Annotated in this window: 20 protein-coding genes; 8 read left to right on the top strand and 12 right to left on the bottom strand. The window is 42.3% G+C overall.

The annotated features are described in order from the left end of the window. Positions 1-107: 107 nt before the first annotated feature. From RMZ95_RS27000 to purE, 8 genes are all read right to left on the bottom strand, one after another. The gene (locus RMZ95_RS27000) at positions 108-374 is read right to left on the bottom strand and encodes an NIL domain-containing protein (RefSeq protein WP_289797696.1); all 267 of its coding nucleotides are present in this window, start codon (positions 372-374) and stop codon (positions 108-110) included. A gap of 149 nt (positions 375-523) precedes the next feature. After that, positions 524-1,399, bottom strand: a complete 876-nt coding sequence (gene cysW, locus RMZ95_RS26995; protein WP_322685887.1) for a sulfate ABC transporter permease subunit CysW — start codon at positions 1,397-1,399, stop codon at positions 524-526. Further along, a complete protein-coding gene (cysT, locus tag RMZ95_RS26990) occupies positions 1,386-2,246 on the bottom strand; it encodes a sulfate ABC transporter permease subunit CysT (protein ID WP_322670850.1) in 861 nt (286 codons plus the stop codon). Before cysT ends, cysW begins: the two co-directional genes overlap by 14 nt. 248 nt (positions 2,247-2,494) lie before the next feature. Next, the gene (locus RMZ95_RS26985; RefSeq protein WP_322670849.1) at positions 2,495-3,664 is read right to left on the bottom strand and encodes a sulfate ABC transporter substrate-binding protein; all 1,170 of its coding nucleotides are present in this window, start codon (positions 3,662-3,664) and stop codon (positions 2,495-2,497) included. Between the two features lie 323 nt (positions 3,665-3,987). Beyond that, on the bottom strand, positions 3,988-4,752 hold the full coding sequence (locus RMZ95_RS26980) for a sulfite exporter TauE/SafE family protein (RefSeq protein ID WP_322670848.1): 765 nt from the start codon (positions 4,750-4,752) through the stop codon (positions 3,988-3,990). 422 nt (positions 4,753-5,174) lie between these two features. Next, the gene (locus RMZ95_RS26975) at positions 5,175-5,954 is read right to left on the bottom strand and encodes a class II glutamine amidotransferase (protein WP_322685886.1); all 780 of its coding nucleotides are present in this window, start codon (positions 5,952-5,954) and stop codon (positions 5,175-5,177) included. A 153-nt stretch (positions 5,955-6,107) separates the two neighbouring features. After that, the gene (locus RMZ95_RS26970; protein ID WP_322670846.1) at positions 6,108-6,407 is read right to left on the bottom strand and encodes a putative quinol monooxygenase; all 300 of its coding nucleotides are present in this window, start codon (positions 6,405-6,407) and stop codon (positions 6,108-6,110) included. Between the two features lie 168 nt (positions 6,408-6,575). Next, on the bottom strand, positions 6,576-7,094 hold the full coding sequence (purE, locus tag RMZ95_RS26965) for a 5-(carboxyamino)imidazole ribonucleotide mutase (protein ID WP_322685885.1): 519 nt from the start codon (positions 7,092-7,094) through the stop codon (positions 6,576-6,578). A gap of 91 nt (positions 7,095-7,185) precedes the next feature. Here purE and nagA point away from each other — a divergent pair, with 91 nt between their 5' ends. From nagA to RMZ95_RS26940, 5 genes are all read left to right on the top strand, one after another. Beyond that, complete coding sequence (nagA, locus tag RMZ95_RS26960; protein ID WP_322685901.1) at positions 7,186-8,349, top strand: N-acetylglucosamine-6-phosphate deacetylase; 1,164 nt, start codon at positions 7,186-7,188, stop codon at positions 8,347-8,349. A gap of 81 nt (positions 8,350-8,430) precedes the next feature. After that, positions 8,431-8,838, top strand: coding sequence for a hypothetical protein (locus RMZ95_RS26955; protein ID WP_322685884.1), 408 nt, complete (start codon positions 8,431-8,433; stop codon positions 8,836-8,838). A 327-nt stretch (positions 8,839-9,165) separates the two neighbouring features. Then, positions 9,166-12,291, top strand: a complete 3,126-nt coding sequence (locus RMZ95_RS26950) for a tetratricopeptide repeat protein (protein WP_322685883.1) — start codon at positions 9,166-9,168, stop codon at positions 12,289-12,291. Beyond that, complete coding sequence (locus RMZ95_RS26945) at positions 12,230-12,679, top strand: hypothetical protein (RefSeq protein WP_322685905.1); 450 nt, start codon at positions 12,230-12,232, stop codon at positions 12,677-12,679. The genes RMZ95_RS26950 and RMZ95_RS26945 overlap by 62 nt, the downstream gene beginning before the upstream one ends. Positions 12,680-12,695: 16 nt before the next feature. Further along, positions 12,696-13,052, top strand: a complete 357-nt coding sequence (locus RMZ95_RS26940; RefSeq protein WP_322675246.1) for a DUF4288 domain-containing protein — start codon at positions 12,696-12,698, stop codon at positions 13,050-13,052. A 228-nt stretch (positions 13,053-13,280) separates the two neighbouring features. On the opposite strand, the gene typA is transcribed toward RMZ95_RS26940, so the two are convergent. Then, a complete protein-coding gene (gene typA, locus RMZ95_RS26935; protein WP_322675245.1) occupies positions 13,281-15,071 on the bottom strand; it encodes a translational GTPase TypA in 1,791 nt (596 codons plus the stop codon). Between the two features lie 612 nt (positions 15,072-15,683). On the opposite strand from typA, the gene RMZ95_RS26930 reads away from it, so the two are divergent. The 3 genes from RMZ95_RS26930 (at position 15,684) to RMZ95_RS26920 (ending at position 19,904) form a co-directional block, all read left to right on the top strand. Further along, complete coding sequence (locus RMZ95_RS26930) at positions 15,684-17,054, top strand: serine/threonine-protein kinase (protein WP_322685882.1); 1,371 nt, start codon at positions 15,684-15,686, stop codon at positions 17,052-17,054. 70 nt (positions 17,055-17,124) lie between these two features. Beyond that, entirely contained in the window at positions 17,125-18,588 is a 1,464-nt protein-coding gene (locus tag RMZ95_RS26925; RefSeq protein ID WP_322685881.1) for an ABC transporter substrate-binding protein, read from the top strand. A gap of 263 nt (positions 18,589-18,851) precedes the next feature. After that, complete coding sequence (locus tag RMZ95_RS26920; RefSeq protein WP_322675242.1) at positions 18,852-19,904, top strand: hemerythrin domain-containing protein; 1,053 nt, start codon at positions 18,852-18,854, stop codon at positions 19,902-19,904. Positions 19,905-19,984: 80 nt separating this feature from the next. Here the strand turns inward: RMZ95_RS26920 and RMZ95_RS26915 are convergent, their stop codons facing one another. The 3 genes from RMZ95_RS26915 to RMZ95_RS26905 all read right to left on the bottom strand — a co-directional run bounded on the left by RMZ95_RS26915 (position 19,985) and on the right by RMZ95_RS26905 (position 24,130). After that, positions 19,985-21,169: a M20 family metallopeptidase gene (locus tag RMZ95_RS26915; RefSeq protein WP_322675241.1), complete on the bottom strand. Its 1,185-nt coding sequence runs from the start codon at positions 21,167-21,169 to the stop codon at positions 19,985-19,987. Positions 21,170-21,460: 291 nt separating this feature from the next. Further along, positions 21,461-22,024 (bottom strand): pentapeptide repeat-containing protein, encoded by a 564-nt coding sequence (locus RMZ95_RS26910; protein WP_322675240.1) that lies wholly within the window; start codon positions 22,022-22,024, stop codon positions 21,461-21,463. Positions 22,025-22,366: 342 nt separating this feature from the next. After that, positions 22,367-24,130, bottom strand: coding sequence for a serine/threonine-protein kinase (locus RMZ95_RS26905; RefSeq protein WP_322675239.1), 1,764 nt, complete (start codon positions 24,128-24,130; stop codon positions 22,367-22,369). Positions 24,131-24,343: the final 213 nt, after the last annotated feature.

The raw sequence follows: 24,343 nt of genomic DNA, 5'->3' as shown, positions 1-24,343 counted from the left end.
ATTATTCATGAGAAACAAGATCCCCGACAACTTTTACGAAGTCGGGGATCTGCAGGTTGCAATTCTCTTAAAACCAGATAAATAAACTGTTTGTGTTGCTATAATCCTTACCAATCGCTTGCTTTAGTATCATCCCAGACTTCCAATTCCAAATCGCGGAGATAAGTTAACCCGCTTTGAATTTGTGCATCTGTTCCTTGTAGTTCAAGGTCAAACCAACCATCTCCGACAGCATTGGCTCCCAAAATCGCTGCTGTGATATTCACAATCAGTCCGTAGTCAGACACCAGGCGAGAAATAACAGGTTCCTGGTGATAATCTTTAGGAATTCTAAGTCGAATCCGTTTATTGGTAAGTGTATTGTCAGTAGCCATATCTGAGTTATTTCAATCCCTAATCGGGATTGGTACAGAACTACTTTTAACCCTAACGGTAATTTACTGATAGGTACTAGGTAGATCGTACCATGTCCCATGATTTGCTTGTATCTTATTCAAAAGATAACTATAATTGCTTGATTTTTCTATTCAACATTTTTAATGCGGGTTTTCCGTTCTAGAATCTCCTTCAGCACCAAGGTTACTACTGCTAACAACGCTAACAGTACAGCCGCAGAGAAAGCCGCTTCAGTTTCGTATTGTTTGTAAGCGTCTTCTACAAACAGTGGTAGGCTTTGGGTTTGGTCAGCAATGTTGCCAGATACCACTGAAACCGCTCCGAATTCACCCATTGCTCTGGCATTGGTCAAAATTAAACCGTAGAGTAAACCCCAACGGATACTAGGTAGGGTGACGCGCAAAAATATCTGCCAATCTTTCGCACCTAGAGTTCTAGCAGCTTCTTCTTGATCCTTACCAAACTCTTCTAAAACCGGAATCACTTCCCGTGCCACAAAGGGCATACTCACAAAGGCTGTAGCCAGTACCATACCTGGAAAGGCAAAGATAATCTTGATATCATGAGCCTGGAGCCAAGGGCCAAACCACCCATTCCGGCCGTAAAGTAGCACAATCATTAACCCTGCAACTACGGGCGAAATCGAAAAGGGCAGATCGATAATGCTCAAAACTACGGCGCGTCCAGGAAATTTATTGCGAGCGATCGCCCAAGCTGCACATAAACCAAATACCGTATTTAAAGGTAGAGAAATCACAGCTAATAACAGTGTCAGCCAAGCTGCATGGATAAAAGCTGGTCGCGTCAGGTTGGATAGAAACGGCCCAACACCCTTACTAAAGGCTTGGACAAAAACGTTAATTGCCGGGATATATTGAACTAGGGCTAAATAAGCGATCGCTATCCCAATTAAAACTATTGGCACCCAACTCTTCTGCTCTTTTGGCTTGGCCGTATGTGTCTCAGATGCAGATGAGTGAAAACTTGGCTTATCTACTGTCATATCGCCTTGCCCATGCTTGTAAGAAATTAATTGCCAATAACAGTACCAACGAAATTGATAGTAAAACTATGCCAATTACTGTTGCACCAGAATAGTCATACTGCTCTAGCCGTTGGAAAATCAGTACAGGTGCGATCAAATCTTGATAGGGCGTATTGGAAGAGATAATCACAGTTGACCCATATTCCCCAACTGCACGGGAGAAACCCAAGGCAACACCAGTCAAAATCGTGGGAAATAAAGGTGGCAAAATCACTTTCCAGAAGGTCTGCCATTGAGAAGCACCCAGACACCAGGCGGCTTCTTCAATTTCATGTTCCATTTCCTGAAGCACGGGTTGCACAGTTCTCACGATAAAAGGTAGTGAGATAAATATCATTGCTACCGCTACTCCTGTGCGGGTAAAAGATACCTTTATTCCCAGTGGTGCTAGTAGCGAACCTAGCCAGCCGTTATCACTGTAAACTGTTGCCAAGGTTAGCCCTGCTACGGCAGTTGGTAGTGCAAAGGGTAAATCCACTGTGGCATCAATCAAGCGCTTGAAGGGAAAGTCGTAGCGAACCAGAACCCAAGCAATCAGAGTTCCAAATACGCCATTGAGTAAGGCAGCAAATATTGCCGTCACAAAAGTTACGTTGTATGTTGCTAGTGCGATATCACTGGTTGCGATCGCCCAAAACCTAGATGGAGGTTCTGTAGCTGCTTTCAGAAACATGGCAGCTATGGGGACAAACAACATCACCGTCAGGTATGCAATGGTGATTCGCCAAGTCCAAGGAACTCGTCCCAATCCCTTCCAGAATGGCGTTTTGCGTTCAACTTCCACAGAAGGAGATACAGATGTCATAGTGAAAAATTCAAAATTTAAAATTCACAAGGAGCTTTTTGCCAGTGTTCGTAATTGCTAATGACGCTCTCTACGAGACGCTAAAAGCGTAGCTTGCAACTCTTACAGAGTACGCGGACTCGCTACCGCTACGCTAACGTAATTCAACCACAGACCAACTATTTTTAATTCTGGAGAAAAGAAAGTTGTGGAGTCAGAATTACGAATTACGTAGCTTGCTTCTCGCAGCGAGTATTACGAATTACGAATTATTTTTTGCCTTGAATCTTGTCAAACACGCCCCCATCTGCGAAGAACTTCTGATCGATTGCTTCCCAACCGCCCAAGTCTGCAACTGTACCCAGAGTTTTCAGCTTGGGAAATTTGTCAGTGACTTCCTTGGTTTGAGCTAAAGTCTCATCCACAGGACGGAATCCTAATTTGACAAACTCTTGCTGTGCTTCTGGGCTATAGAGGTATTTCACAAAACCTTCAGCAACTTCGCGGGTTCCGTGCTTATCGACGTTTTTATCTACCACAGCGATCGGATTGTCAATGGATATATTTACATCGGGAACGACATAGTCAACCTTCTCGCCCTTTTGTTGTGCCAAAAGAACTTCGTTTTCGTAGTTGATTAAGACATCTCCCTGCCCTTGCTTGGCGAATGTATCAGTAGCTTCCCGCGCATCTTTAGGCAAGATTGGCACATTTTTGTAAACTTTAGTCACAAATTCAGTAGCTTTCGCCTCATCGCCACCTGTTTTAATTACAGAATCCCATAGTGCTAAGAAATTCCACTTAGCACCACCGGAAGTTTTGGGGTTAGCAGTAATCAATTTCACACCGTCTTTGGCTAAATCTTGCCAGTTTTTGATGCCTTTAGGATTGCCGGAACGAGTGACTATTGCTGCAACAGATTTGGAGACAATACCATTGTTGGGAACTTCTTTCTCCCATCCCGGCTGAATCAATCCAGCCTTCTCAATCTTTGTGGTGTCTCCAGCTAATGCTAAGTGAACAACATCTGCTTCCAAACCATCAATAACAGCGCGAGTTTGGGAACCAGAACCACCATAGCTTTGCTTGAAGACGACAGTTTGATTACGATCTTTTTTCCACTGTTCTACAAACTTAGGAATAATTGCTTCGTGAGCGGCTTTGGTGACAGCAAAGGAAACTAAAGTTAGTTCAACATTATCTTTGCTTGCAGCCACAGGAGTAGCATTAGCAGCAGGGGTTTCAGAGGAAGAAGTACTCCCAGTTTCTCCACCAGAGCAGGCAGCAAGGGCTACACTCAATACAGTACCTACTAAAAAGAGTGATACAAAGCTTTTGAGCGAATTTAGTCTGAACCGATACGTTCTATTGAACGCGTAGGCGTAGCCCGCCTTCGGCATCGCTTGTAACCTTTTCAGTAGGCGTTGCCACAAACTCATTCTATTTCCTCCACTAAATAATCTACAAATAACTGATGGGAATACAGTTATATAGTGTTTATCATACTGGATGATTCCATGTATCTAGTTGCAAACACCAAAAAACCTCATATTCTTTATCAAGAACATGGTGATTTTACCAGTTCTGTAAAAAATTAAAAATGCTTTTACTTTCAACTATCAAATTGCATAGGCGCGGCCCGTTGTAGGCATCGCAATCAACTATCTGGTGCATCAAGCAACTTGCTAGAGAATAGCTAATCTAGCGTAGGCGTAGTCCGCACTTCGACAAGCTCAGTGACCATCGTAGATATCGACTTCGCTCAACGCAGTGCAACAAAATCAAATAACGTCTTGAGTGCAAGAGAAATTACTGTAGTGAGAAATATACGGCGCAACCAGAGGTTACTAAGTCTGAGAGCAACCCGCGATCCAACAACTCCACCAATGAACATAGTAATACTCAGAATAATACCTAGTTGGTAATCAACTATTCCCTGTGTAAAGAAAATAATAGTGGCAATCAGTGAAGAAAAAATGTTGATAAATTTTGTGTTTGCGATCGCCTGCACAAATGTCATCCGAAATAGACTGACATAAGCTGCTGTGAGCATAGTGACATAGCCACCACTAAAAAAACCACCATAAACACCAAGCACAAAAGTTGCCACATATCCAACAATTTCTGCTATTGGTGATGGTTTCCCTATTTTTGAAACGATTCCAGCATTCCGATTGGTGATTGAAAAGACGGTAACTACAATCATCAAAATCGAGATAATCAGAGGCATCGATTTTGAAGGTACAACTAAAACAAGTAATGCACCAATAATTGAGCCTAAAAGTGTTAATAAAATCATTATTGGCAAGCGACTGCGGTCAATTACTTTTTTACCAATAAAAGGCAATGTACCACCAACACTCATAAAAGTTAATGCCAGCATATTAGTGGCAAGAGCAATACGCGGTTCAATGCTCAATTGAAACATTACAGGGACGGTAATTAAAGAAGTGCTTCCTGTAATGACACTTATAACACTTGTGAGAAAGAAAACTGCGATGAGTAAAAGTAATTGGGTAGCATTCATTAGAGATTCGATCTTTATGTTGTTATCAATACATTTTTTTACAGAATGCTTGCAGTAGATAAAAGATATCTAAAGCCTTTAGTATGAAAGGAATACAGCTTTTTGAAATTATATTAATATAAATATAATTCCGTGTAAACTTATAATTTTATACCAACATAAATGGTAGATTTTATATATTGTTAACAACTAAGTTGGGGGACTTTATATAAATTGATAAATTACAACAGTGAGCCACATCCAATACTGTGCGATCGAGGGTTATTGGTATAGATGATTGGTCTTTCAATGCGCGATAAATCGCGTCTCTACATTAGGATTTGATTGCTTGATGAACCGGATATATTGCAATATAAATAGCATCAAAAACAAAACCCATTTAGAAATTATCTAAATGGGAAAAATTGAACAAATATTTATGATTAACTGAATCCATCTTTCAGGGGTAGCCCGTCCTGAAAAACTAGTAATTCCCCTGGTTGAATTTGTGTCCAAACTTCATTGTCAGTCAGGGGTGTGGTAGCAATGACAGCGACGCGATCGCGTTCAGTAGTCACTTCCCGAAAATCTACGGTCATGTCTTGGTCAATTAAATGAGCAGCAGCAAAGGGCGCTTGGCGAATAATGTAGCTGAGATTAGTTGAGCAATAAGCAAAAAAGTGTTCTCCATCTGATAATAAGTAATTAAATATACCTACTGTCGCAATTACAGCAGTAATTTCTTGCAGCACAAAATACAATTCCTTGATATCGGGCTTACCTTTAGGAAAGCGCGATCGCAATGTTTCTAGGATCGTACAGAATGCTTTTTCACTATCGGTATCACCTACGGCTTGATAAAAGCCCAAATTTTCTGGATCGAAATCTGGCAAATTACCGTTGTGGGCAAACACCCAATACTGACCCCACAATTCTCTGCGGAAAGGATGGCAATTGTGTAGGGCAATTTCACCCTGAGTAGCTTTGCGGATATGGGCTATGACGTGGGTTGAGTGGATGGGATAACTCCGCACAAACTCCGCTACCGGAGAAGCAACAGAAGGTTGAGCGTCTAAAAACATTCGACATCCCTTTCCTTCAAAGAAAGCAATGCCCCAACCATCGCGATGGTCATCGGTTTTTCCTCCCCGTGCAGAAAACCCTTCAAAAGAAAAGCAAATATCCGTTGGAACATTGCAATTCATTCCGAGCAATTGGCACATTAGCTCTCAATTTTTGACTAAGGTCTCAGGATCAAGATACTTCAGAATACTGCATTGATTCTGGAGCGATCGCTTCAATCTTAGAATTTAAGGCTGAGATGTTCCAAACGATCTCCAAAAATAAAGAGTCTGCTTTTAGTTAGCATGATGACACTATGCCAAAAGATTGTAGCGGCGGATATCTGGTGCAGCAGTCACTAAACCTTCGAGTTTAGCTGCTGCCGCTTGGAAATGGGGTGAATCTAGATGAGTATTCAAGGCTTCATGAGAAGCCCACTCTTCTACAAAAGTAAAGTCTGTTGGATCGTATTGGTTTTGCAAAAGTTCATACTTAATCGCACCTGCCTCCTGACGGGTTGGCTCAATAAGTTCCAATAGTACAGCTTTTAGTTCTTCTACTTTGTTAGGCAAAGCAATAATACGGGCAACAATCTGAATAGTTTGGTTTGTCATTTGTCATTTGTCATTTGTCATTTGTCATTGGGCATTGGGCATTGAAAAGAGACAAGGTAGACAAGGAAGAGGGGGAAGACAAGGGAGAGATTTGTTCAATAATTCCCTCTTGTCCTCTTGTCCCCCTTGTCTCCCTCATTTTCCCTGCTGCTCTGGTATTAATATTTATTAAAACATCTGCTGTAAATATTGCTCATAGCCTAATTGTTCTAATTTTGCTTGCTTTGCAATTACTGAGTCACATAAGGTTTGGCGATATTGTTGCACTTTTTCTAACAATTCTGGTTGATGAGTTGCGAGGATTTGTATTGCTAAAAGACCAGCATTTTTGGCATTACCGATCGCTACTGTTGCCACAGGAATACCACCAGGCATCTGTAAAATAGAATACAAAGAATCTACACCTTGTAAGTTCCGAGTGGGTACAGGAACACCGATCACAGGAAGGGGAGTTAAAGACGCTACCATTCCAGGTAGATGGGCAGCACCACCGGCGCCAGCAATAATTACCTTAATACCCCGTTGGTGTGCAAGTTGAGCATATTGCACCATACGTTCTGGGGTACGGTGAGCCGAAACGATCGCTACTTCGCTCTCAATGCCAAATTCTTCACAAACTGCGATCGCATCTTTCATAGTGGGCAAATCGGAATCGCTGCCCATGATAATACCAACTAGGGGAGCCATAGAATTTTGGATTTTGGATTTTGGATTTTGGATTAATCGTCGGTTGTTTCATCTAAAATCGGAGAGATTTAGCTATCTTCTCCTCAGTGTGATGACCCAAGCAACACAAAATCCTGTAGATATTATCAATGCTAGAGTGACTGGTTACAAAGATTTGCAGATGCTCTTGGTCGATCAAGAGGGCATAATTGAGCAAATCTTGCCAATGGATACAGTCGGGAAAGACATCTGTGCATCTGCGATCGATGTTGCAGGTGACTGGATTTCATTGGGTGGCGTTGATTTACAAATTAACGGTGCGTTGGGTTTGGCATTTCCTGATTTAACGGCTGAAAATGCTCATGTACTCCAGAAAATAACGCAATTTTTGTGGGATGTCGGGGTAGATGGATTTTTACCGACACTTGTGACAACTTCAGTAGAAAAGATTCAGCGATCGCTTGCTGTGATTGCTGATATTATCCCCTGTCAACAAGCTGGTGCCAAGATTCTCGGAGTCCATTTAGAAGGCCCATGTTTGAATTACCATAAGCGCGGCGCACACCCAGCAGAGTACTTGTTACCTTTAACAATTGACGAGGTAAAGCGGGTTTTGGGAGATTATGCCCACGTCGTAAAAGTCATCACCTTAGCGCCGGAATTAGATCCCACTGGTGAAGTAATTCCATATTTGCGTTCTTTGGGAATTACCGTTAGTTTAGGACATTCTCAGGCGACATCAGCCCAAGCGCAACTTGCTTTTGAACTCGGTGCAACGATGGTAACTCATGCTTTCAATGCCATGCCGCCATTGCATCACCGCGAACCAGGATTATTAGGGGCAGCAATTACCCATTCTGATGTAATGTGTGGTTTTATTGCTGATGGCGAACACGTCTCGCCCACGATGCTGCAAATATTACTTCGCGCTAGCTATGAAGAAAAAGGGCTGTTCCTCGTCAGTGATGCCCTTTCACCTCTGGGGCTACCCGATGGCGTGTATCCTTGGGACAGTCGGGAAATTGAAGTTAAAAACGGTACGGCACGACTAGCCGATGGCACTTTATCGGGGACGACTTTACCCTTATTAGTGGGAGTGCAGAATTTGGTGAAATGGGGAATTTGTGATGTGGAGACTGCCATTTTACTAGCTACGGATGCACCTAGACGAGCGATTGGTTTATCTGGAATTGCCAAGAGTCAACCCGCTAATTTATTACGCTGGCATTGGGATGAAGCGACAAAAGAACTAACGTGGCAGCGATTATTGGGCTAAATTTCGCTTCAAGGTGATAAGGGAAGAAGCGTTAATATACTTAGTAAAAATGTACATTTCTGAGATAGACATCATAAACCAATGGATATAGCTTTACTCGTTAAATTTCTCGCTCCTTGTCTGCCATTTCTGTTGAATGTGGGCAATAAAGCTGTAGAAGGGGCATCTCAAAAAGTAGGTGAGGATGTTTGGAATAAAGCCAAAGCTATTTGGGCTAAGTTACATCCCAAAGTAGAGGCTAAGGAAGCAGCGAAGGAAGCAGCAACGGATGTGGCACAAAAGCCAGAAGATGAAGATTTACAAGCAAGTTTGCGAGTGCAACTTAAGAAGATTTTAGAAGCGGATACAGCACTTGCAGAGGAAATAGCTAAAATTTTACAAGCATCGACTGACCAACCCGGAGACAATATTCAGGTCAGTGCTAATGCTTACGACCAAAGTACGGTGAAGCAAGTTGGAAAGATTGACGCAAACCAAGTAAGTTTTTAATTAAATAGGGTGGATAGAGTACTGCCTACACTAAAAATTTTGATGTTTTGAGTTCCGAACAGAAACAGCCCAGTTCTGAACAGGAACGGCCGAGTTCTAAACAGGAAGGGCCGAGTTCTAAACAGGAACGGCCGAGTTTTAAACAGAAACGGCCGAGTTTTAAACAGAAACGGCCGAGTTCTGAACAGAAACGGCCGAGTTCTGAACAGGAACGGCCGAGTTTTAAACAGAAACGGCCGAGTTCTGAACAGAAACGGCCGAGTTCTGAACAGGAACTTCCGAGTTCACAGCCACAATATCAAGCAAAATTTTTACCTACTGTAAGCAATGGTAGAGGAACCCAGCCCCAGTAACTCGAACAACATTGAAATGAATCTCACTGCCTACGGTGACAGTAAGGTAACTCAAGTAGGACAGATAAATGCCGCCGAAGTCAAAATTATTGTTGACCGAATAGAACCAGTACTAGAGCGATTGCAACAAATCTCTCCACCAGAATCGCCAGGGGTTCTCAAAGCAGGGAATCCCGGTAAAAGTTTGGCTTACTGGCAAGGAAGAACAGCAGAAATCGCCCAAATACAGCAATGGTTAACTGATGAAAATACCTTTTTAATTGGTATAGAAGGCATCGGTGGCACAGGTAAATCGATGCTGGCTACGAAAATTTATGATGAAATTGCCGGTTTCCCCAAGCGATTTTGGGCTGATGTCAGTAATGGGGCAGGTTTTAACGATTTAGCCCGCCAAGTCCTCAGTGAATTTGGCTTTCGGGTTCCAGAACAAGAAGCGCAATTAGTGGACGCGCTGGTTAAGTGTTTGCGATCTGGGGAATATTTACTCATTATTGACAATCTGGAGAGTTTATTACAGCCAGATAGACAGTGGGAAAGTCAATTCTACGGCGACTTTTTCAATGCTTGGGTGGAATATGGCGGTAATAGTAAGGTAATAGTTACCACTAGGGAAAGACCAGAATTACCAAAATTTACATGGCTACCCCTGAAAGGTTTACAAGTCGCAGAAGGAGTAGCACTGTTAACAGAGTTAGGCATTCGCGGGGATTTAGGGGATTTTGTCGAATTGGTAGATGGGCATCCTTTGCTGTTGAGATTAGTAGCAGATTTATTAAAAGAAGAATATCCCCAAGACGCGGATTTAAGACGATTAGCAGATTTAGGTTTAGGGAATTTGCGGCAGTTGTTGACAGATCCCCAAGTGGTAGGTGTGCATCGCCTGGAAAATGTAGGGATGGTGTTGGTATTGGATGCCAGTTTTGAGCGATTGAGTGAATTGCAAAAGACTTTATTGCTGAATATTAGTGTTTATCGTGGTGCGGTTGAAAGTGCCGCAGCAGTGGCGATGTTACCGGTAAGTTCAGCAGCCGAGATTGAGAGAGAATTGAGGAATCTGGTAAAGCGTTCTTTGTTGGTAGAAAAGCTTAATGGGAAGCGGCGATTTGAATTTCAGCCCGTGGTGTTGGAGTATGTGCGGTATAAGGCTGGTAATCAGACAGAGGCGCATCAACGAGCTATTGATTATTATCGCTCATTTGCTAAACAACCCCCCTGGACAACAAAAGATGATGTTAAAGAATACTTGGAAATCTTTCATCACTTTTATCAGTTGCAAGATTATAACTCTGCTTTTGATGAGCTTTGGGTTTGCGATGATTTTTTGACCTTGCGGGGTTATTACACAGATAAAGTGGAATTATATGGGCAGTTGGTAAGTAAATGGGCAGAAAGTGGCGATAGAGAAAACTGGAATTATCGGGCTTCTCTGATTTCATTGGGCAATGCTCACTGCTACTTGGGACAGTACCAACGAGCGATTGAGTTCTACCAGCAGTCTTTGGAAACATCTAGGGAGATTGGCGATCACAACGGCGAAGGTAATTCTTTAGGCAGTTTGGGCAATACTTACTGCTACTTAGGACAGTACCAACAAGCAATTGAGTTCTACCAACAGTCTTTGGAGATATCTAGGGAAATAGGCGATCGTAGTGGTGAAGGTACTTCCTTAAACAATTTGAGCAATGCTTACAACTCTCTGGGACAGTACCAACAGGCGATTGAGTTCTTGCAGCAGTCTTTGGATATCAAAAGGGACATTGGCGATCGTAGTGGTGAAAGTACTTCTTTAATTGGTTTGGGCAATGCTTACAACTCTCTGGGAAAGTACCAACGGGCGATTGAGCTTTTCCAGCAGTCTTTGGATATCAAAAGGGAGATTGGCGATCGCTTTGGCGAAGGTAATTCCTTAATCGGTTTGGGCAATGCTTACCACTCCCTGGGACAGTACCAACGAGCGATTGAGTTCTATCAGCAGTCTTTGGATATCAAAAGGGAAATTGGCGATCGCTTTGGCGAAGGTATTTCCTTAAACAATTTGAGCAATGCTTACAACTCTCTGGGAAAGTACCAACGGGCGATAGAGTTCTTCCAGCAGTCTTTGGATATATCCAGGGAGATAGGCGATCGCAATGGCGAAGGTAGTTCCTTAATCGGTTTGGGCAATGCTTACCACTCCCTGGGACAGTACCAATGGGCGATTGAGTTCTACCAGCAGTCTTTGGAAATATCTAGGGAGATAGGCGATCGCAACAGTGAAGGTAATTCCTTAATGGGTTTGGGCAATGCTTACAACTCTCTGGGACAGCACCAACGGGCGATAGAGTTCTTCCAGCAGTCTTTGAAGATCAAAAGGGAGATAGGCAATCGCAATGGGGAAGGTAATTTATTAAATAATTTGGGCAATGCTTACAACTCCCTGGGACAGTACCAACGGGCGATTGAGTTCTGCCAGCAGTCTTTAGAAATCTCTAGGGAGATAGGCGATCGCAATAGCGAAGGCAATTCCTTAATCTGTTTAGGTAATGCTTACAACTCTCTGGAACAGTACCAAAGGGCGATTGAGTTCTTCGAGCACTCTTTGGAAATCTCTAAGGAGATAGGCGATCGCAACGGCGAAGGTGCTTCTTTAGGCAATTTGGGCAATGCTTACAACTCCCTGGGACAGTACCAACGGGCGATTGAGTTCCACCAGCAGTCTTTGGAAATATCTAGGGAGATAGGCGATCGCAATAGCCAAGGCAAAACCTTAAACAATTTGGGCAATGCTTACTTATGCTTGGGCGAATACCAACGGGCGATTGATTTCTGCCAGCAGTCTTTGGATATATTCAGCCAAATCGGCGATCGCAATGGCGAAGCGATCGCATGGTTTAATTTAGGTGAGGCATTAGAAAACCTTAATCGAGAATCAGACGCGCTGGGTGCTTATCGTAATGCCCGTGAACTTTGTCAGGCGATGGGACTCGATGCTAATCTGCAAGATTGCAACAATGCAATTGAGCGTCTTTCTCAACCACAAACGCCTGTAGTCTTCCGTCGTGATTTATGGCGTTGGTTGCGTCGGTTGTGGCGTTGGGTACGCAATTGGTTTCGGCGGTAATATTAATTTACTATCTTATGAAAAGGGAAATAGTGGGCTATTTTTCAACTATATGCTGCAAAAACCACTGGTCAGTCTGTTAACTATGGGATTGTTTGTACAACCTATTGCTACTCACTCCCAGGCTTTAATCTATAATTACAACAATGCAAATTTATCTGAGCAATCCTTACTAATAAGCCAATTTAGACCAGGGGCTAGTTGTGAAGCCAACGATAACTTAAGTTTGTTTGCTGATACTTTTATTAGTGTGTGCCGAAAAGCATCGATTAGGCGGGAGTTTCCGAGCGAGTTTCTGAACTCTTATTTAGAAGACATCAAGAAAAGCAGATCGGCTAGTGGTAAAAAAGCTTGGAAGTTATTGAATGATAATAGATTCAAAAAATAGCTAGAGATAACATGAAATGGAAACTAAAAGTGCAAATAAAGCAGAATCCTTCTATATTGCTATAATTCTCTACAAATCATCTTCAGATCAACCTGATTATCAACCTTTGTACCAAGAAAGCTTTGTTTTGATTAAAGCCACTTCTTTAGAGGAAGCAAAAGCAAAGGCTTTGAATCATGGTAAAAATGAAAGTGTCAGCTATACAAATGAAAATGAAGAAACTATTACTTGGTCTTTGCAGCAATTAGTAGACGTGAATTCAGTTTTGTATGATGACTTTGATTCATCTGAGGATATTGTTGATTTATATGCTCGACATTTTCGGAACTATGAGGCTTACCAGTCATTTGAGCCATTATTATCTCAAGAGTAACTTGGAGAATAGTTATCAAACCACGCGATCGCACACGTGTAAAAGCACTAAGACAGGATGATTTAAGTGCTGCTTACTTTGGCTCATGTGTAATAAACATCGGGCATTTCGGGCATTATTATACTTCTATTCATTGTTATATTCATTTAAAAAATGATTGTTACACACCTAGCAAACAAAAAAGCCTGCGGATACAGGCTTTCTAAATTAATTAAGTTATTGCTTTACTTACCGTTTTGCCAACTTCTTCGACATCTTCCGCAGACGAATTGATTGGGGTGTAACTTCCACCAATTCATCGGGGCCGATGTATTCCAAAGCACGCTCTAGGCTCATGTCTATTGGTGCTTGCAGTTGCACTAATTCATCGCCACCAGCAGCGCGGTGGTTGGTCAACTGCTTGGTTTTACAGATATTCAGTTCCAAATCTTGCGGACGATTGTGTTCGCCCACAATCATGCCTCTGTAAACCTTTGTACCGGGAGTAATAAAGAATGCTCCTCTATCTTCGGCGTTCCTCATGGCGTAGAAGGTAGAAACGCCTTCTTCAAATGAGATTAAAACGCCTTTGTTACGGGCTTCAATGTCGCCACTCAGTTGACGGTAATCTAAGAAGCTGTGGTTCATGATGCCTTCGCCACGCGTCATCCGCATGAATTCACCCCGGAAACCAATCAAACCACGGGCGGGAATGACAAACTCTAGCTGAGTGCGATCGCCACTACCTGGTTGCATATCTTGCATTTCGCCTTTACGTTGTCCCAGGCGTTCGATACAGCTACCCACGGCATCAACAGGAATGTCTAACACTAAGAGTTCGTAAGGTTCGCAAGGTTGACCGTTGACTTCGCGGTAAATAACCTGTGGCTGAGATACCTGAAACTCGAATCCTTCCCGGCGCATGGTTTCAATTAAGATACCCAAATGGAGTTCTCCACGACCGGAAACAAGGAATTTATCGGGAGAATCGGTTTCTTCAACGCGTAAAGCCACGTTGGTTTCAAGTTCGCGGAAAAGGCGATCGCGCACTTGTCTTGATGTCACCAACTTACCTTCTTGACCCGCAAAGGGCGAATCATTCACCCAGAAGGTCATTTGTAAGGTTGGTTCATCGACTTTAATTAGTGGTAAAGCTTGGGGTTCGTTGGGGTCAGTAATCGTTTCCCCAATGTAAGCATCAGCGAAACCAGCCACCGCCACAATATAACCTGCGGTTGCTTCTTCCATTTCCACCCGTTTCAAACCTTCAAAGCCCATCAATTTGGTAATTTTACCTTTGACGATGGTGCCATTTTCTGTGACTAAAGCCGCTTGCTGTCCTGAACGGATAGTACCATTGTGAATTCTGCCAATGATAATCCGTCCCAGATATTCAGAATAATCTAGGGTTGTGACTTGTAATTGCAGAGGTTTATTGCGATCGCCTACTGGTGATGGAACGTGTTTTAGAATCGCGTTAAATAAAGGTTGCATGTCTACCGATTCTGCTTCCAAGGTTTCCTTAGCAAAACCTCCCATCCCGGAAGCGAACAGATAAGGAAAATCACACTGGTCTTCATCTGCCCCTAATTCCAAGAACAGATCCAAGACTTTATCAACTGCAACGTGGGGGTCAGCTTGTCCGCGATCGATTTTGTTGATCACAACGATGGGACGCAGCCCTTTTTCCAAAGCTTTTTTCAGAACGAAGCGTGTTTGGGGCATGGGGCCTTCATTGGCATCGACAATCAGAAGACATCCGTCAACCATGCCGAGTACCCGTTCAACTTCGCCACCAAAGTCAGCGTGTCCAGGAGTGTCAACAATATTAATTAGTGTTTCTTTGTAGCGAACTGCTGTATTTTTGGACAGGATAGTAATACCCCGTTCCCGTTCTAGGGCGTTGGAGTCCATAACGCAATCCGGAACGTCTTCGCCTTCGCGGAAAATGCCGGATTGTTTGAGGAGTGCGTCAACCAGCGTGGTTTTGCCGTGGTCAACGTGGGCGATAATGGCGACGTTGCGAATTGGGAGCGTCATAGAAGCTTTTGGTGAACTCTAGAGGGTGTTTATAAGATTTACATTTGAATGCTAGGCTGTTTTAACAGAATTGAGAAGGATCGGCAAATTCTGTAAAGAACCTTTAATAATTCTAGCGTAATCGTCACAATTGCGGGGAGTTTTGTAAACCCCACAATCGAGATGTGTGGTAATTACGGCGTTGGTGGGATAAAAAAGCTTCTGTGACAAACAGGTGTTACCTGAAGGGCTGTATTGCTTTTGAGAATTGCGGTTGATTCGCATAGAGAAATTTAGTCATTGAAATACTTTGGTGAAAAGTGCGATCTTTGTCCCAGAGAGATGAAGTTCCTGGCTGCTAAAAGTCAGGTTATTTCGTGTTTGGGATCGATAGAGAAGCGATCGCCAAGCGTGGTTTTTATTGACTAGAATGGGGTGGGTATATCTACAAAAATATTCAGTGTACGCAAAACAATCGCAATGTAGAGCCAGGTCAATTGTTTACGAGAGTAAGAAGCGATGTCTACGACGGGCTACGCCTACGTCATTATCTATGTAGAGACTTTACAATGTAACGCTTCTAGAGAATTTAAGGTATATCCTAAAAACTAATAAAATGACAGCGATAATTATATGGTCTGCTGCCTAAATCCTAATTGCGAGAATCCCCAAAATCCTGACGGGGCAAATTTCTGCCTCAATTGTGGCACAGAGTTGGTATCGCTATTGAGAAATCGTTACCGAATCATCACACCATTAGGCAGAGGAGGGTTTGCACGCACATATATCGCCGAAGATATAGACAAGCTTAATGAACGATGTGTTGTGAAGCAGCTGGTTCTAAGTCAATTTTATGCTAGTCAGGGTAGTCAGGCACATAAAAAAGCGACTGAGTTATTTGAACGAGAGGCCAAACGTCTCAAAGAACTAGGAGAACATGTCCAAATTCCCAATTTGTATGCATATTTTAAGGAAGCTGAATATCTGTATTTAGTGCAGCAGTTTATCGAAGGACAAAATCTGTTACAAGAGTTAAAACAACAAGGGGTTTTTGATGAAGCCAAGATTCGAGATGTTTTAAAGAATTTATTATCTGTACTGATATACATACATCAACAACAAGTAATTCACCGAGATATTAAACCAGAAAATATTATTCGCCGTCAAAATGATGGGAAGTTAGTACTAATTGATTTTGGAGTGGCAAAACAAAAAACGGAACCTACAAACACTACGATCGGGACAATTATTGGTTCATTAGGTTATGCACCAGTTGAGCAAATGCAAACGGGTAAAGTTTTTCTGTCTAGTGATATCTACAGTTTAGGAATAACTTGCTTTCAACTGCTGACCAATATCTCTCCTTCGAGTTTGTGGATGAAACAAGGCTATGGTTGGACTTCTGGTTGGCGGCAGCATTTAACGCAACCCATAAGTCAAGAATTAGAGATAATTCTTAATAAGTGTCTAGAAGAAAATCACGAACAGCGTTATCAATCTGCACAGGCTGTCTTACAAGACTTAAAAAAGTTGCCACCGCTAAGGTATACATCACCTCCTACAGTTATTCCACCTACTTTACCATCAAGGACGCAACCGCAAAATCAACATCAATCAACTCGATATCTACCACAATTATCTAACAGTAGATTATTATCTGGAGCAATAATAGCTGGATCGGGTAGTTCATTTTTAGCGATCGCACTTATAAGTTTTCTCGGAACGACTTGGATTAGCTCTGGATTGTGGTTGCTCATTTTAGGAGGATTAGTCTTTATTCAATCTCGCCCCCTTCTAGAAAAAGCTTATTTAATTGTTATTGCTATCATCGCCAATTTACTCGTTGTCTTTATTTTCAGAAATCTTTTAACTAATAATCTTTTCAAAGCTGGTTTAAATGGGCTGTTACTTGTAGGATTGCTAGTTATTCTAGCAGGTATATTGACAATTATTATTGTGGGTGTATCTGAAATAATCAACAACCTGATTGCTAAATATCTTTAGTTTTTTGTATTGTTCAATTGTCATAAATCTCTTTATTTAAAATAAATTTTGTAAGTATTGGTAGTTATTCATGACAAATAAAAAAGAAAACTTGAGATTGCTTATTTCTCTTGGTCTGGCTGGGGTAATGGTAGCAGCTATTTTATGGTTAATTAACAAAGTATCTTCTACTATCGTAACAACACCATCAAACCCCACACAAACTTCATCTTCATTTACAAATAAGTCGTCATTAATGAATTTGGGTACAAGGATTTTGGTGAAAGTGCAAACATCCCCTGAAAAAACAGATGGAGTTAAAGCTTTTGCTGAAAAAGATTACATTACTGCTGTTAAAAAGTTTACTGATTCTCTGAAAAATAATCGCAACGATCCAGAAACTTTAATTTATTTAAATAATGCCAAAATAGCGCGAGATAATTCATCAGCTATAAAAGTTGCGATCGTCGCACCAATTAACTTCGACCCTAGTTTAGCAGAAGAGATTTTACGCGGTGTAGCTCAAGCTCAAAATGAAGTTAATACCCAAGGAGGAATTAATGGTAAAAAATTGCAAATTGTAATTGCAAGTGCTGATAATAGAGAAGATTCTGCACGCCTAGATAATGAATTAGTTGAAGATAAAAGCCTTGTAGCTGCTGTGGGTGTTAGACGTAACGCAGAAATATATAAAGAGAAAGGTTTGGTTTTAGTCTTGCCCGTCGAGCTACCAAATCAAACAGAAAATTCAGGAAAGTTAGATAATAATACATTAAATAGTCAGCCTAATAGTTCCACAAATAACTACTTATTTCACGTAAATCCGTTATATGATAATTTAGTAGATACTCATTCTCGCTACATTGCTCGACAAGCAAGGAATGTTGCTATTTGTGGCGATGTTCGTAATTCAAGAGATAATCCAACCTCTTCATCAAATCAGATACTTGTAGAAAAGTACACTCAAGCTATCAAAAATTATGGCAGCAACGTTATTAGTACGCCTTGCAATTTAGCAGATAAGAATTTTGACCCTAAAGCTTTTGTAGATAAAGCCATAGAAACAGAAAATGCAAGTGGCTTTTTACTAATGCCTTCAATCAGAAATATCTACTTTGCCACCAAAGTAGCACAAGAAGTTAAAGGTAGAAAGCCACTGTTTGCTTCTGAAACTATGTACAGTGCTACAACTTTGCAAAATGGCAAGGATCTCGAAGGACTGGTATTACCTGTGTATTGGCATCGTGATGCTAATAAAGATAACCCCTTTGCAAAAAATGCCTTTCAGCTTTGGAATGCTCAAGTAAATCAGAGAACAGCAGGAGCTTATGATGCACTCCAAGCAATTATTGCTGGTTTAAAAAAAGATAGTACCCGCGAAGGATTACAAAGGGTATTGTCTAATCCCAATTTTTCAACATCTGGAGCAACCGGAATGATTCAGTTTTCGGCATCCGGGGAGCGTCAAGGAGAAGCAATGCTTGTCAAAATTGAGCGTTGCGAGTCTTGCTCTAGTGGAACTGGTTACGATTTTGCCCTCTTGAATAAGAAGTAGTTTTTTTGAGCTTAATTGTCATTCTCAAGATAGAAATTGCTTTCAAATAGGTAATTTATTCAATTTGAATGTCATACTAAACTGCTTAATTTGATGGCAATCAAAAATTGAAGCGATCGCTTCGATTTTTCTCTAAGGAAAAGTTTTTTTCTCTACCCAGAGTTGTGAGCGCGATCGCTCAAAAGAAAGATGGAATCTCCCTAACCTCTGTGTCAAGGTTATATCAAGTAAGAATTATGAACGCTTTGCCGAGGAGAACACGGATGGTAACTACTTTAGATGATACGAAACGCAATGCTATTGCTGTAAAACTTGCAAGTCTAAAAGCTCTGCAACAGTTGGTCATCGAAAATGAACAATCGCTTTTGACGCAAGGGCTTGATGCTGAAATTGCCGATCGCATCCGAAATTTTATCAATGATGATGAAAAAAACCTTGGTATTTTAGAAACTGTAATTGGTCAGTATGGGATTCAGGCTGAACCCAAAGAAAATGTTACACAATTCATTGAAAAAGCTCGCGAATTGTTCAAAGGTTCTGAGTTAAGCCTGTATGAGAAAGTTTCTCAGCATGAATTGCTGAAACATCAAGTAGTAATGAGTGGCTTGATAGTTCACAAAGCTGCTCAAAAAGTTGGCGCTGATGTGTTGCTAGCGATCGGCCCATTAAATACCATTAACTTTGAAAACCGCGCTCACCAAGAGCAACTTAAAGGCATTCTGGAAATTCTGGGTGTCCGCGAACTCACTGGACAAGATGCAGATCAAGGAATTTGGGCACGTGTTCAAGATGCTATGGCCGCAGTTAGTGGTGTAGTAGGTAGTGCTGTCACCCAAAACAGCGACAAAAAGGATCTAAATATCCAAGATGTCATCCGCCTCGATCACAACAAGGTAAATACCTTATTCACCGAACTACTGCAAAGCGACGATCCGCAGAAGATCCAAGAGTACTTCGGTCAAATTTATAAGGATTTAAATGCCCACGCTGAAGCTGAAGAGGAAGTAGTCTATACAAGAGTACGTCCTTTCTACGGTCAAGATAACACCCAAGAACTGTTTGATGAACAAGCTGAAATGAAGCAGGTGTTAGACCAAATTAAGGGTATTAGCCCTTCGTCACCTGAATTCAAAGATCGAGTTACACAGCTTATGGAAGCTGTTGGCGACCATATTCGTCAAGAAGAAAGCACAATGTTTGCTGCCATTCGTAACAACTTGAGCAGCGATGAAAGCGAGCAACTGGCTACTGAATTCAAAGCCGCTAAGACCAAAATTCAAGAGAAATTAGGTGTTGTTAGCGAATCCAATGTGTAGAAGGCTTTTGAGCTTTCTATAGCTGCTAAAAAGGTTAGTTAAACAAAAACTCCCAGCATTTATCTGCTGGGAGTTTTTGTTTACAAATTTTGCTGACAATATTTATAAGCTGTGTATGCCATAGTTACAACCCCGGTGATAATAGCAGATTCATCGACTTCAAATTGGGGATGGTGTAAAGGGTGGTTAATGATTCTTTCTTTGTAGCCTACACCCAAGCGAAACATAGAACCAGGGACATGTTCTAAATAAATAGAAAAATCTTCAGAGCCAAGGGAGGGTTCGGGTAGTACTTGAACGCGATCGCTACTCCAAGCTTCTTCTGCGGCTGATTGTAACAATTGCGTCAGGGCGTAATCATTTTGGACGCTGGGTACACCTTGGCGATAATTGACTTGATACTTTGCTCCGTAGGTATGGCAAACATTAGATACAATGTTTTCAATCCAGTTTGGGAGATGGGCACGGGTTTCAGGATGGAGCGATCGCACAGTTCCCAATAACTGCACTTTATCGGCAATTACATTCGGCGCTCTGCCACCATTAAATTTCCCTATACTCAATACTACAGGACGTAAAGGATTTTGTGTCCGGCTGATAGCTTGTTGCAGTGCCGTAATCACTTGGCAACCAATCCAAATCGCATCAATCGCCTCATGAGGACGCGCCCCATGTCCAGATTCTCCCATAATCAGAATCTCTAAATCATCAGCGGCGGCTGTTAATGCCCCGTAACGCACCCCAATAGAACCTGCGGGTATAGAAGGGAAAACATGAACCCCTAATAAAGCCGAGACATTTTCCATCGCCCCATCTTTCACCATCCAGCTTGCACCTTGAGCAATTTCCTCGGCTGGCTGAAATAAAAACCGCACTTTTCCACCTAATTCCTCAGCCATTTGGGACAGCACCATCGCCGTTCCTAACCCTACAGTGGTGTGGACATCGTGACCGCAAGCGTGCATAATCCCATCTGCACGAGAGGCATATTCCAAATTAGTGCCCTCTTGAATTGGCAAGGCATCCATATCAGTGCGAATTGCCAATAAACGGTCATTTTGGCCAGTGCCTTGAAGTTCTCCAATGACACCCGTTTTGCCAACTCCTTCTTGTACGTGCAGTCCACTGGAAGACAAAACACCAGCTACAAAAGCTGCTGTTTGGTACTCGTGACCGCTGAGTTCTGGGTGAGAGTGGATGTGGCGGCGAATTTCAATTAAGCGGGGCGCTAGTTTTGCTGCTAAGTCTTTTATATGGGTAAGCATCGATTTAATTAATTTATAGGCTAGGCTTTTTTCCCATGATAAAGAACTGTTAACAAACAAAATGCTTTTGCTATACAAGGAGTGTTAAGAACAAGCAGGGGAGCAGGGGAGCAGGGGAGCAGGGGAGCAGGGGAGCAGGGGAGACAAGGGGACAAGGGGACAAGGGGGAATTATTGAACAAGTCTTTTCTTTTTTCTTGTCTACCTTGTCTCTTCCCCATGCCCCATGCCCAATGCCCAATGCCCCATGCCCCATGCCCAATGCCCCATTCCCAATGCCCAATGCCCCAGTTTATTTTGAATAGCAAGTTGTGCCTAAAGTATTTTCGGGTTTAAACTCGTTACATTCTCTGGGATTTTGACGCTCTAACGACCAGCCATAGGGTTTGTCAGAGGTGACGACACCATTAGCCAGAGTTGTTAGTCGGTAGTTAGCCCCTCGAAAATTAGTAAACTGCAATATTGCATTTTTTAAGTTTGTTGCTTCCAAATTGGCGCTGATAAAACCGGCATAAGATAAATCAGCATTTTCCAGGGATGCTGATTTCAAATTTGCTCCTGTTAAGGAAGCACCACTCAGATTTACCGAATTCAGAATCGCACCTTCTAAATTTGCACCGGTGAGATCGGCATTCGTGAGATTAGCTTGAGATAATGTAGCGCCGCTCAAGTCAGCCCCTCGCAAATTTGCTCCAGTTAGATTCAGCCTAGTTAGGTCAGCGCCACTCAAATTACACCGAGGACAGGCACTTGTTGCCTTCAACTGATCCAAGTCTAGCTGATTTAATGCAAGAGCCTGCTCTGCAAACCCTAAACAAGCTAACAGGGAGACGGTGGCAATAATCTTAAGTTTCATATTTTTTACTGATATTTACAAAAATGACAAGTTACGAACATCACGTACTGTCATCCTTACATATACTGCTTCTCTAAGGAAGTACAGGGATGAAGCATTGATTAAGAAGCTGTAAAAATACTATAAATTCTAATAGTAAGACTACTCAAACGGAAATATAGGCTATAGAATCAAATCGTAAGGAACTATACCGAACCAATTATAGACTACCAAATATGTGATCCCCCTAGCTCGATAAAAATACGACTAGGGGGATCTTGTTTTTAGGCATTGGGCATTGGGCATTGGGCATTGGTTATTAATTCTTCCCCTGCCCCCTACTCCCCTGCCCCCCTGCCTTTTTCATCGCCATCCTAAAAGGCGCAGTCCAGGGACAATTAGGTAATAACTCACTCCTAACCAGAAGCTGATAAAGAAGCCTATAGAGCCAAAAAAAATTAGAGGTAACTGTAACTCTGACCAGGCTGGTTGACTGCTAAATTGGAAAATTGGAGGTGCACCTAACTTCAAAAGAATCAAAAGTGCATAGCCGATCGCACTGCCAAAGGCCGCGAACACAGCGTACACTACATGATGGCTGCGAAGTCCTAAACTCAACGTGAGTAGGCAAACTGCCACTAAAATCACTGCCATTAAGCCCTCGCCGCTATCTTTTGGGGTGATTAATTGCAAAATTAACCACCCGAAGCCATAGCTAATTATGCCCATCAGAGAAGCCACTAAAAACCGCCGCCGTTGACCAAAACAACCAGATACTGTCAATCCCCATGCGGTTCCCCAGCCTGCGGCGACGAACACCAAAATATCTGCCCCAAAGACGGGCTGAGTATTTGGTACTAATTGATTTAGCTGACTCCCAATAAATTCTACAATCTGAGGCCCTAAGCTGGTGTGATAGGCCAAAATAAAACCAGCGATCGCACCAAAACAAGCGCCTATACTACTGAGGAGCATCGCCCAAATCGTCGCCAAACAAGCTCGGAAAATTTTGATGATTGTCTGAGCGATAAAAATAACGGTTTTGGTGAGAGCTAGGCTAAAGTTAGCTAAAACTTGTTCGATAGCTTGTGTTATCAGGGTAAATCTCTGGGAAACTTGCGTTGAGGCTTGCTTAATGTTGTCTTGCAGTTGGGCAAATAACCCTGGTGGCGGTAATGGTTGAGAAATCTTCGCCAAACGTTTTTGAATTATAGCTGCATTCGCTGGACGCGATCGCACATCCTCCTGCACCATCTCATCCAGCAAATCTGCTAGTTGCGGGTTGACATTCACCGCAGTTCGCCATTGCAATTTACCCGTTTGCCGATCTTCCAACTCTAGTGGGTACTTACCTGTTAGTAGTTCAATCATCGTTCGACCAAGAGCATAAAAATCGGCACTTGGCCCAACAATACCTCCAGTAACTTGTTCTGGTGGACTGTAGCCAGAAGAAAATAATCGCGTGGAACTAGACACAGAACGCAGCTTAGAGGCACTAAATTGTTTCGCTCCGCCAAAATCAATTAACACCAGGCGATCGCCCTCTGCTTGCCCTGGAGACGGGGTTAAAGATGACGAAGATGTACCCAGCATTAAATTAGAAGGTTTGATATCTCGGTGAAGAATCTGACGTTTGTGTAATTCTTGTAAAATCTGCACTGCTTGGGCAAACCAGTTTAAAACCAAACTCTCTGGACACCCTTGGGGAAACTTTTTTAATATTTCCTCTAAAGTTTGCCCATTGATTTTTTCCATTACCAGGCAAGGCAGTTGGTGCGGTTTGGGGTTAAACAGTTGTATCTGAAAATACCCTTCGGCATCAACTCTGGGGACACCTGGATGGTGCAAACCGGATAAAACTGCCGCCTCTTGGGTAAATAACTCCAGTGCCTTGGGCGAATCTTCTACCAATACTTTCAACACTTTCTCTGTTTGAGTTTTTTCATCCCAAACTGTGTAGATTTGAGCAAATCCTCCCGATCCCAAGGGCTGAAGTGGAACATAGCGGTTTAACAACTCTAGCGGTGCGCCACAGCTGTTGCAAAATTTGTTTCCCCAAGGCTGAGGATAAGGACGTTGACAATCAGGATTTATGCAGTGAACCGCACTCTGAGTGATGTGGGACACAACCGCTACAATACAAAGGCTGACTTGATTTTAGCGTTTCTTTAGGTTTCGTGATTTTAAAATAGACAAAAGGAAAACCCTCATAGAATCTATGAGGGAATTCATTCATATTTACAGCGAATTTCAAGGAAGGTGAAGTACACAAGCTCGCGTCTCAAAGCAAGGTATAAAGCCTGTTTGACTTCAGAATTCAGAATTCTGAATTCTGAATTC

Origin of the sequence: Nostoc sp. DedQUE07 (genome assembly GCF_034530975.2) — a bacterium.
In the GTDB taxonomy this organism is placed as follows: Bacteria; Cyanobacteriota; Cyanobacteriia; order Cyanobacteriales; family Nostocaceae; genus Nostoc.
This window is presented reverse-complemented; position numbering and strand designations above follow the sequence as displayed.

What these genes read in the sequence shown, in the direction of transcription:
- RMZ95_RS27000 (WP_289797696.1), bottom strand. Translation starts at nt 374, where the DNA reads ATGGCTACTGACAATACACTTACCAATAAACGGATTCGACTTAGAATT.
- cysW (WP_322685887.1), bottom strand. Translation starts at nt 1,399, where the DNA reads ATGACAGTAGATAAGCCAAGTTTTCACTCATCTGCATCTGAGACACAT.
- cysT (WP_322670850.1), bottom strand. Translation starts at nt 2,246, where the DNA reads ATGACATCTGTATCTCCTTCTGTGGAAGTTGAACGCAAAACGCCATTC.
- RMZ95_RS26985 (WP_322670849.1), bottom strand. Translation starts at nt 3,664, where the DNA reads ATGAGTTTGTGGCAACGCCTACTGAAAAGGTTACAAGCGATGCCGAAG.
- RMZ95_RS26980 (WP_322670848.1), bottom strand. Translation starts at nt 4,752, where the DNA reads ATGAATGCTACCCAATTACTTTTACTCATCGCAGTTTTCTTTCTCACA.
- RMZ95_RS26975 (WP_322685886.1), bottom strand. Translation starts at nt 5,954, where the DNA reads ATGTGCCAATTGCTCGGAATGAATTGCAATGTTCCAACGGATATTTGC.
- RMZ95_RS26970 (WP_322670846.1), bottom strand. Translation starts at nt 6,407, where the DNA reads ATGACAAACCAAACTATTCAGATTGTTGCCCGTATTATTGCTTTGCCT.
- purE (WP_322685885.1), bottom strand. Translation starts at nt 7,094, where the DNA reads ATGGCTCCCCTAGTTGGTATTATCATGGGCAGCGATTCCGATTTGCCC.
- nagA (WP_322685901.1), top strand. Translation starts at nt 7,186, where the DNA reads ATGACCCAAGCAACACAAAATCCTGTAGATATTATCAATGCTAGAGTG.
- RMZ95_RS26955 (WP_322685884.1), top strand. Translation starts at nt 8,431, where the DNA reads ATGGATATAGCTTTACTCGTTAAATTTCTCGCTCCTTGTCTGCCATTT.
- RMZ95_RS26950 (WP_322685883.1), top strand. Translation starts at nt 9,166, where the DNA reads ATGGTAGAGGAACCCAGCCCCAGTAACTCGAACAACATTGAAATGAAT.
- RMZ95_RS26940 (WP_322675246.1), top strand. Translation starts at nt 12,696, where the DNA reads ATGGAAACTAAAAGTGCAAATAAAGCAGAATCCTTCTATATTGCTATA.
- typA (WP_322675245.1), bottom strand. Translation starts at nt 15,071, where the DNA reads ATGACGCTCCCAATTCGCAACGTCGCCATTATCGCCCACGTTGACCAC.
- RMZ95_RS26930 (WP_322685882.1), top strand. Translation starts at nt 15,684, where the DNA reads ATGGTCTGCTGCCTAAATCCTAATTGCGAGAATCCCCAAAATCCTGAC.
- RMZ95_RS26925 (WP_322685881.1), top strand. Translation starts at nt 17,125, where the DNA reads ATGACAAATAAAAAAGAAAACTTGAGATTGCTTATTTCTCTTGGTCTG.
- RMZ95_RS26920 (WP_322675242.1), top strand. Translation starts at nt 18,852, where the DNA reads ATGGTAACTACTTTAGATGATACGAAACGCAATGCTATTGCTGTAAAA.
- RMZ95_RS26915 (WP_322675241.1), bottom strand. Translation starts at nt 21,169, where the DNA reads ATGCTTACCCATATAAAAGACTTAGCAGCAAAACTAGCGCCCCGCTTA.
- RMZ95_RS26910 (WP_322675240.1), bottom strand. Translation starts at nt 22,024, where the DNA reads ATGAAACTTAAGATTATTGCCACCGTCTCCCTGTTAGCTTGTTTAGGG.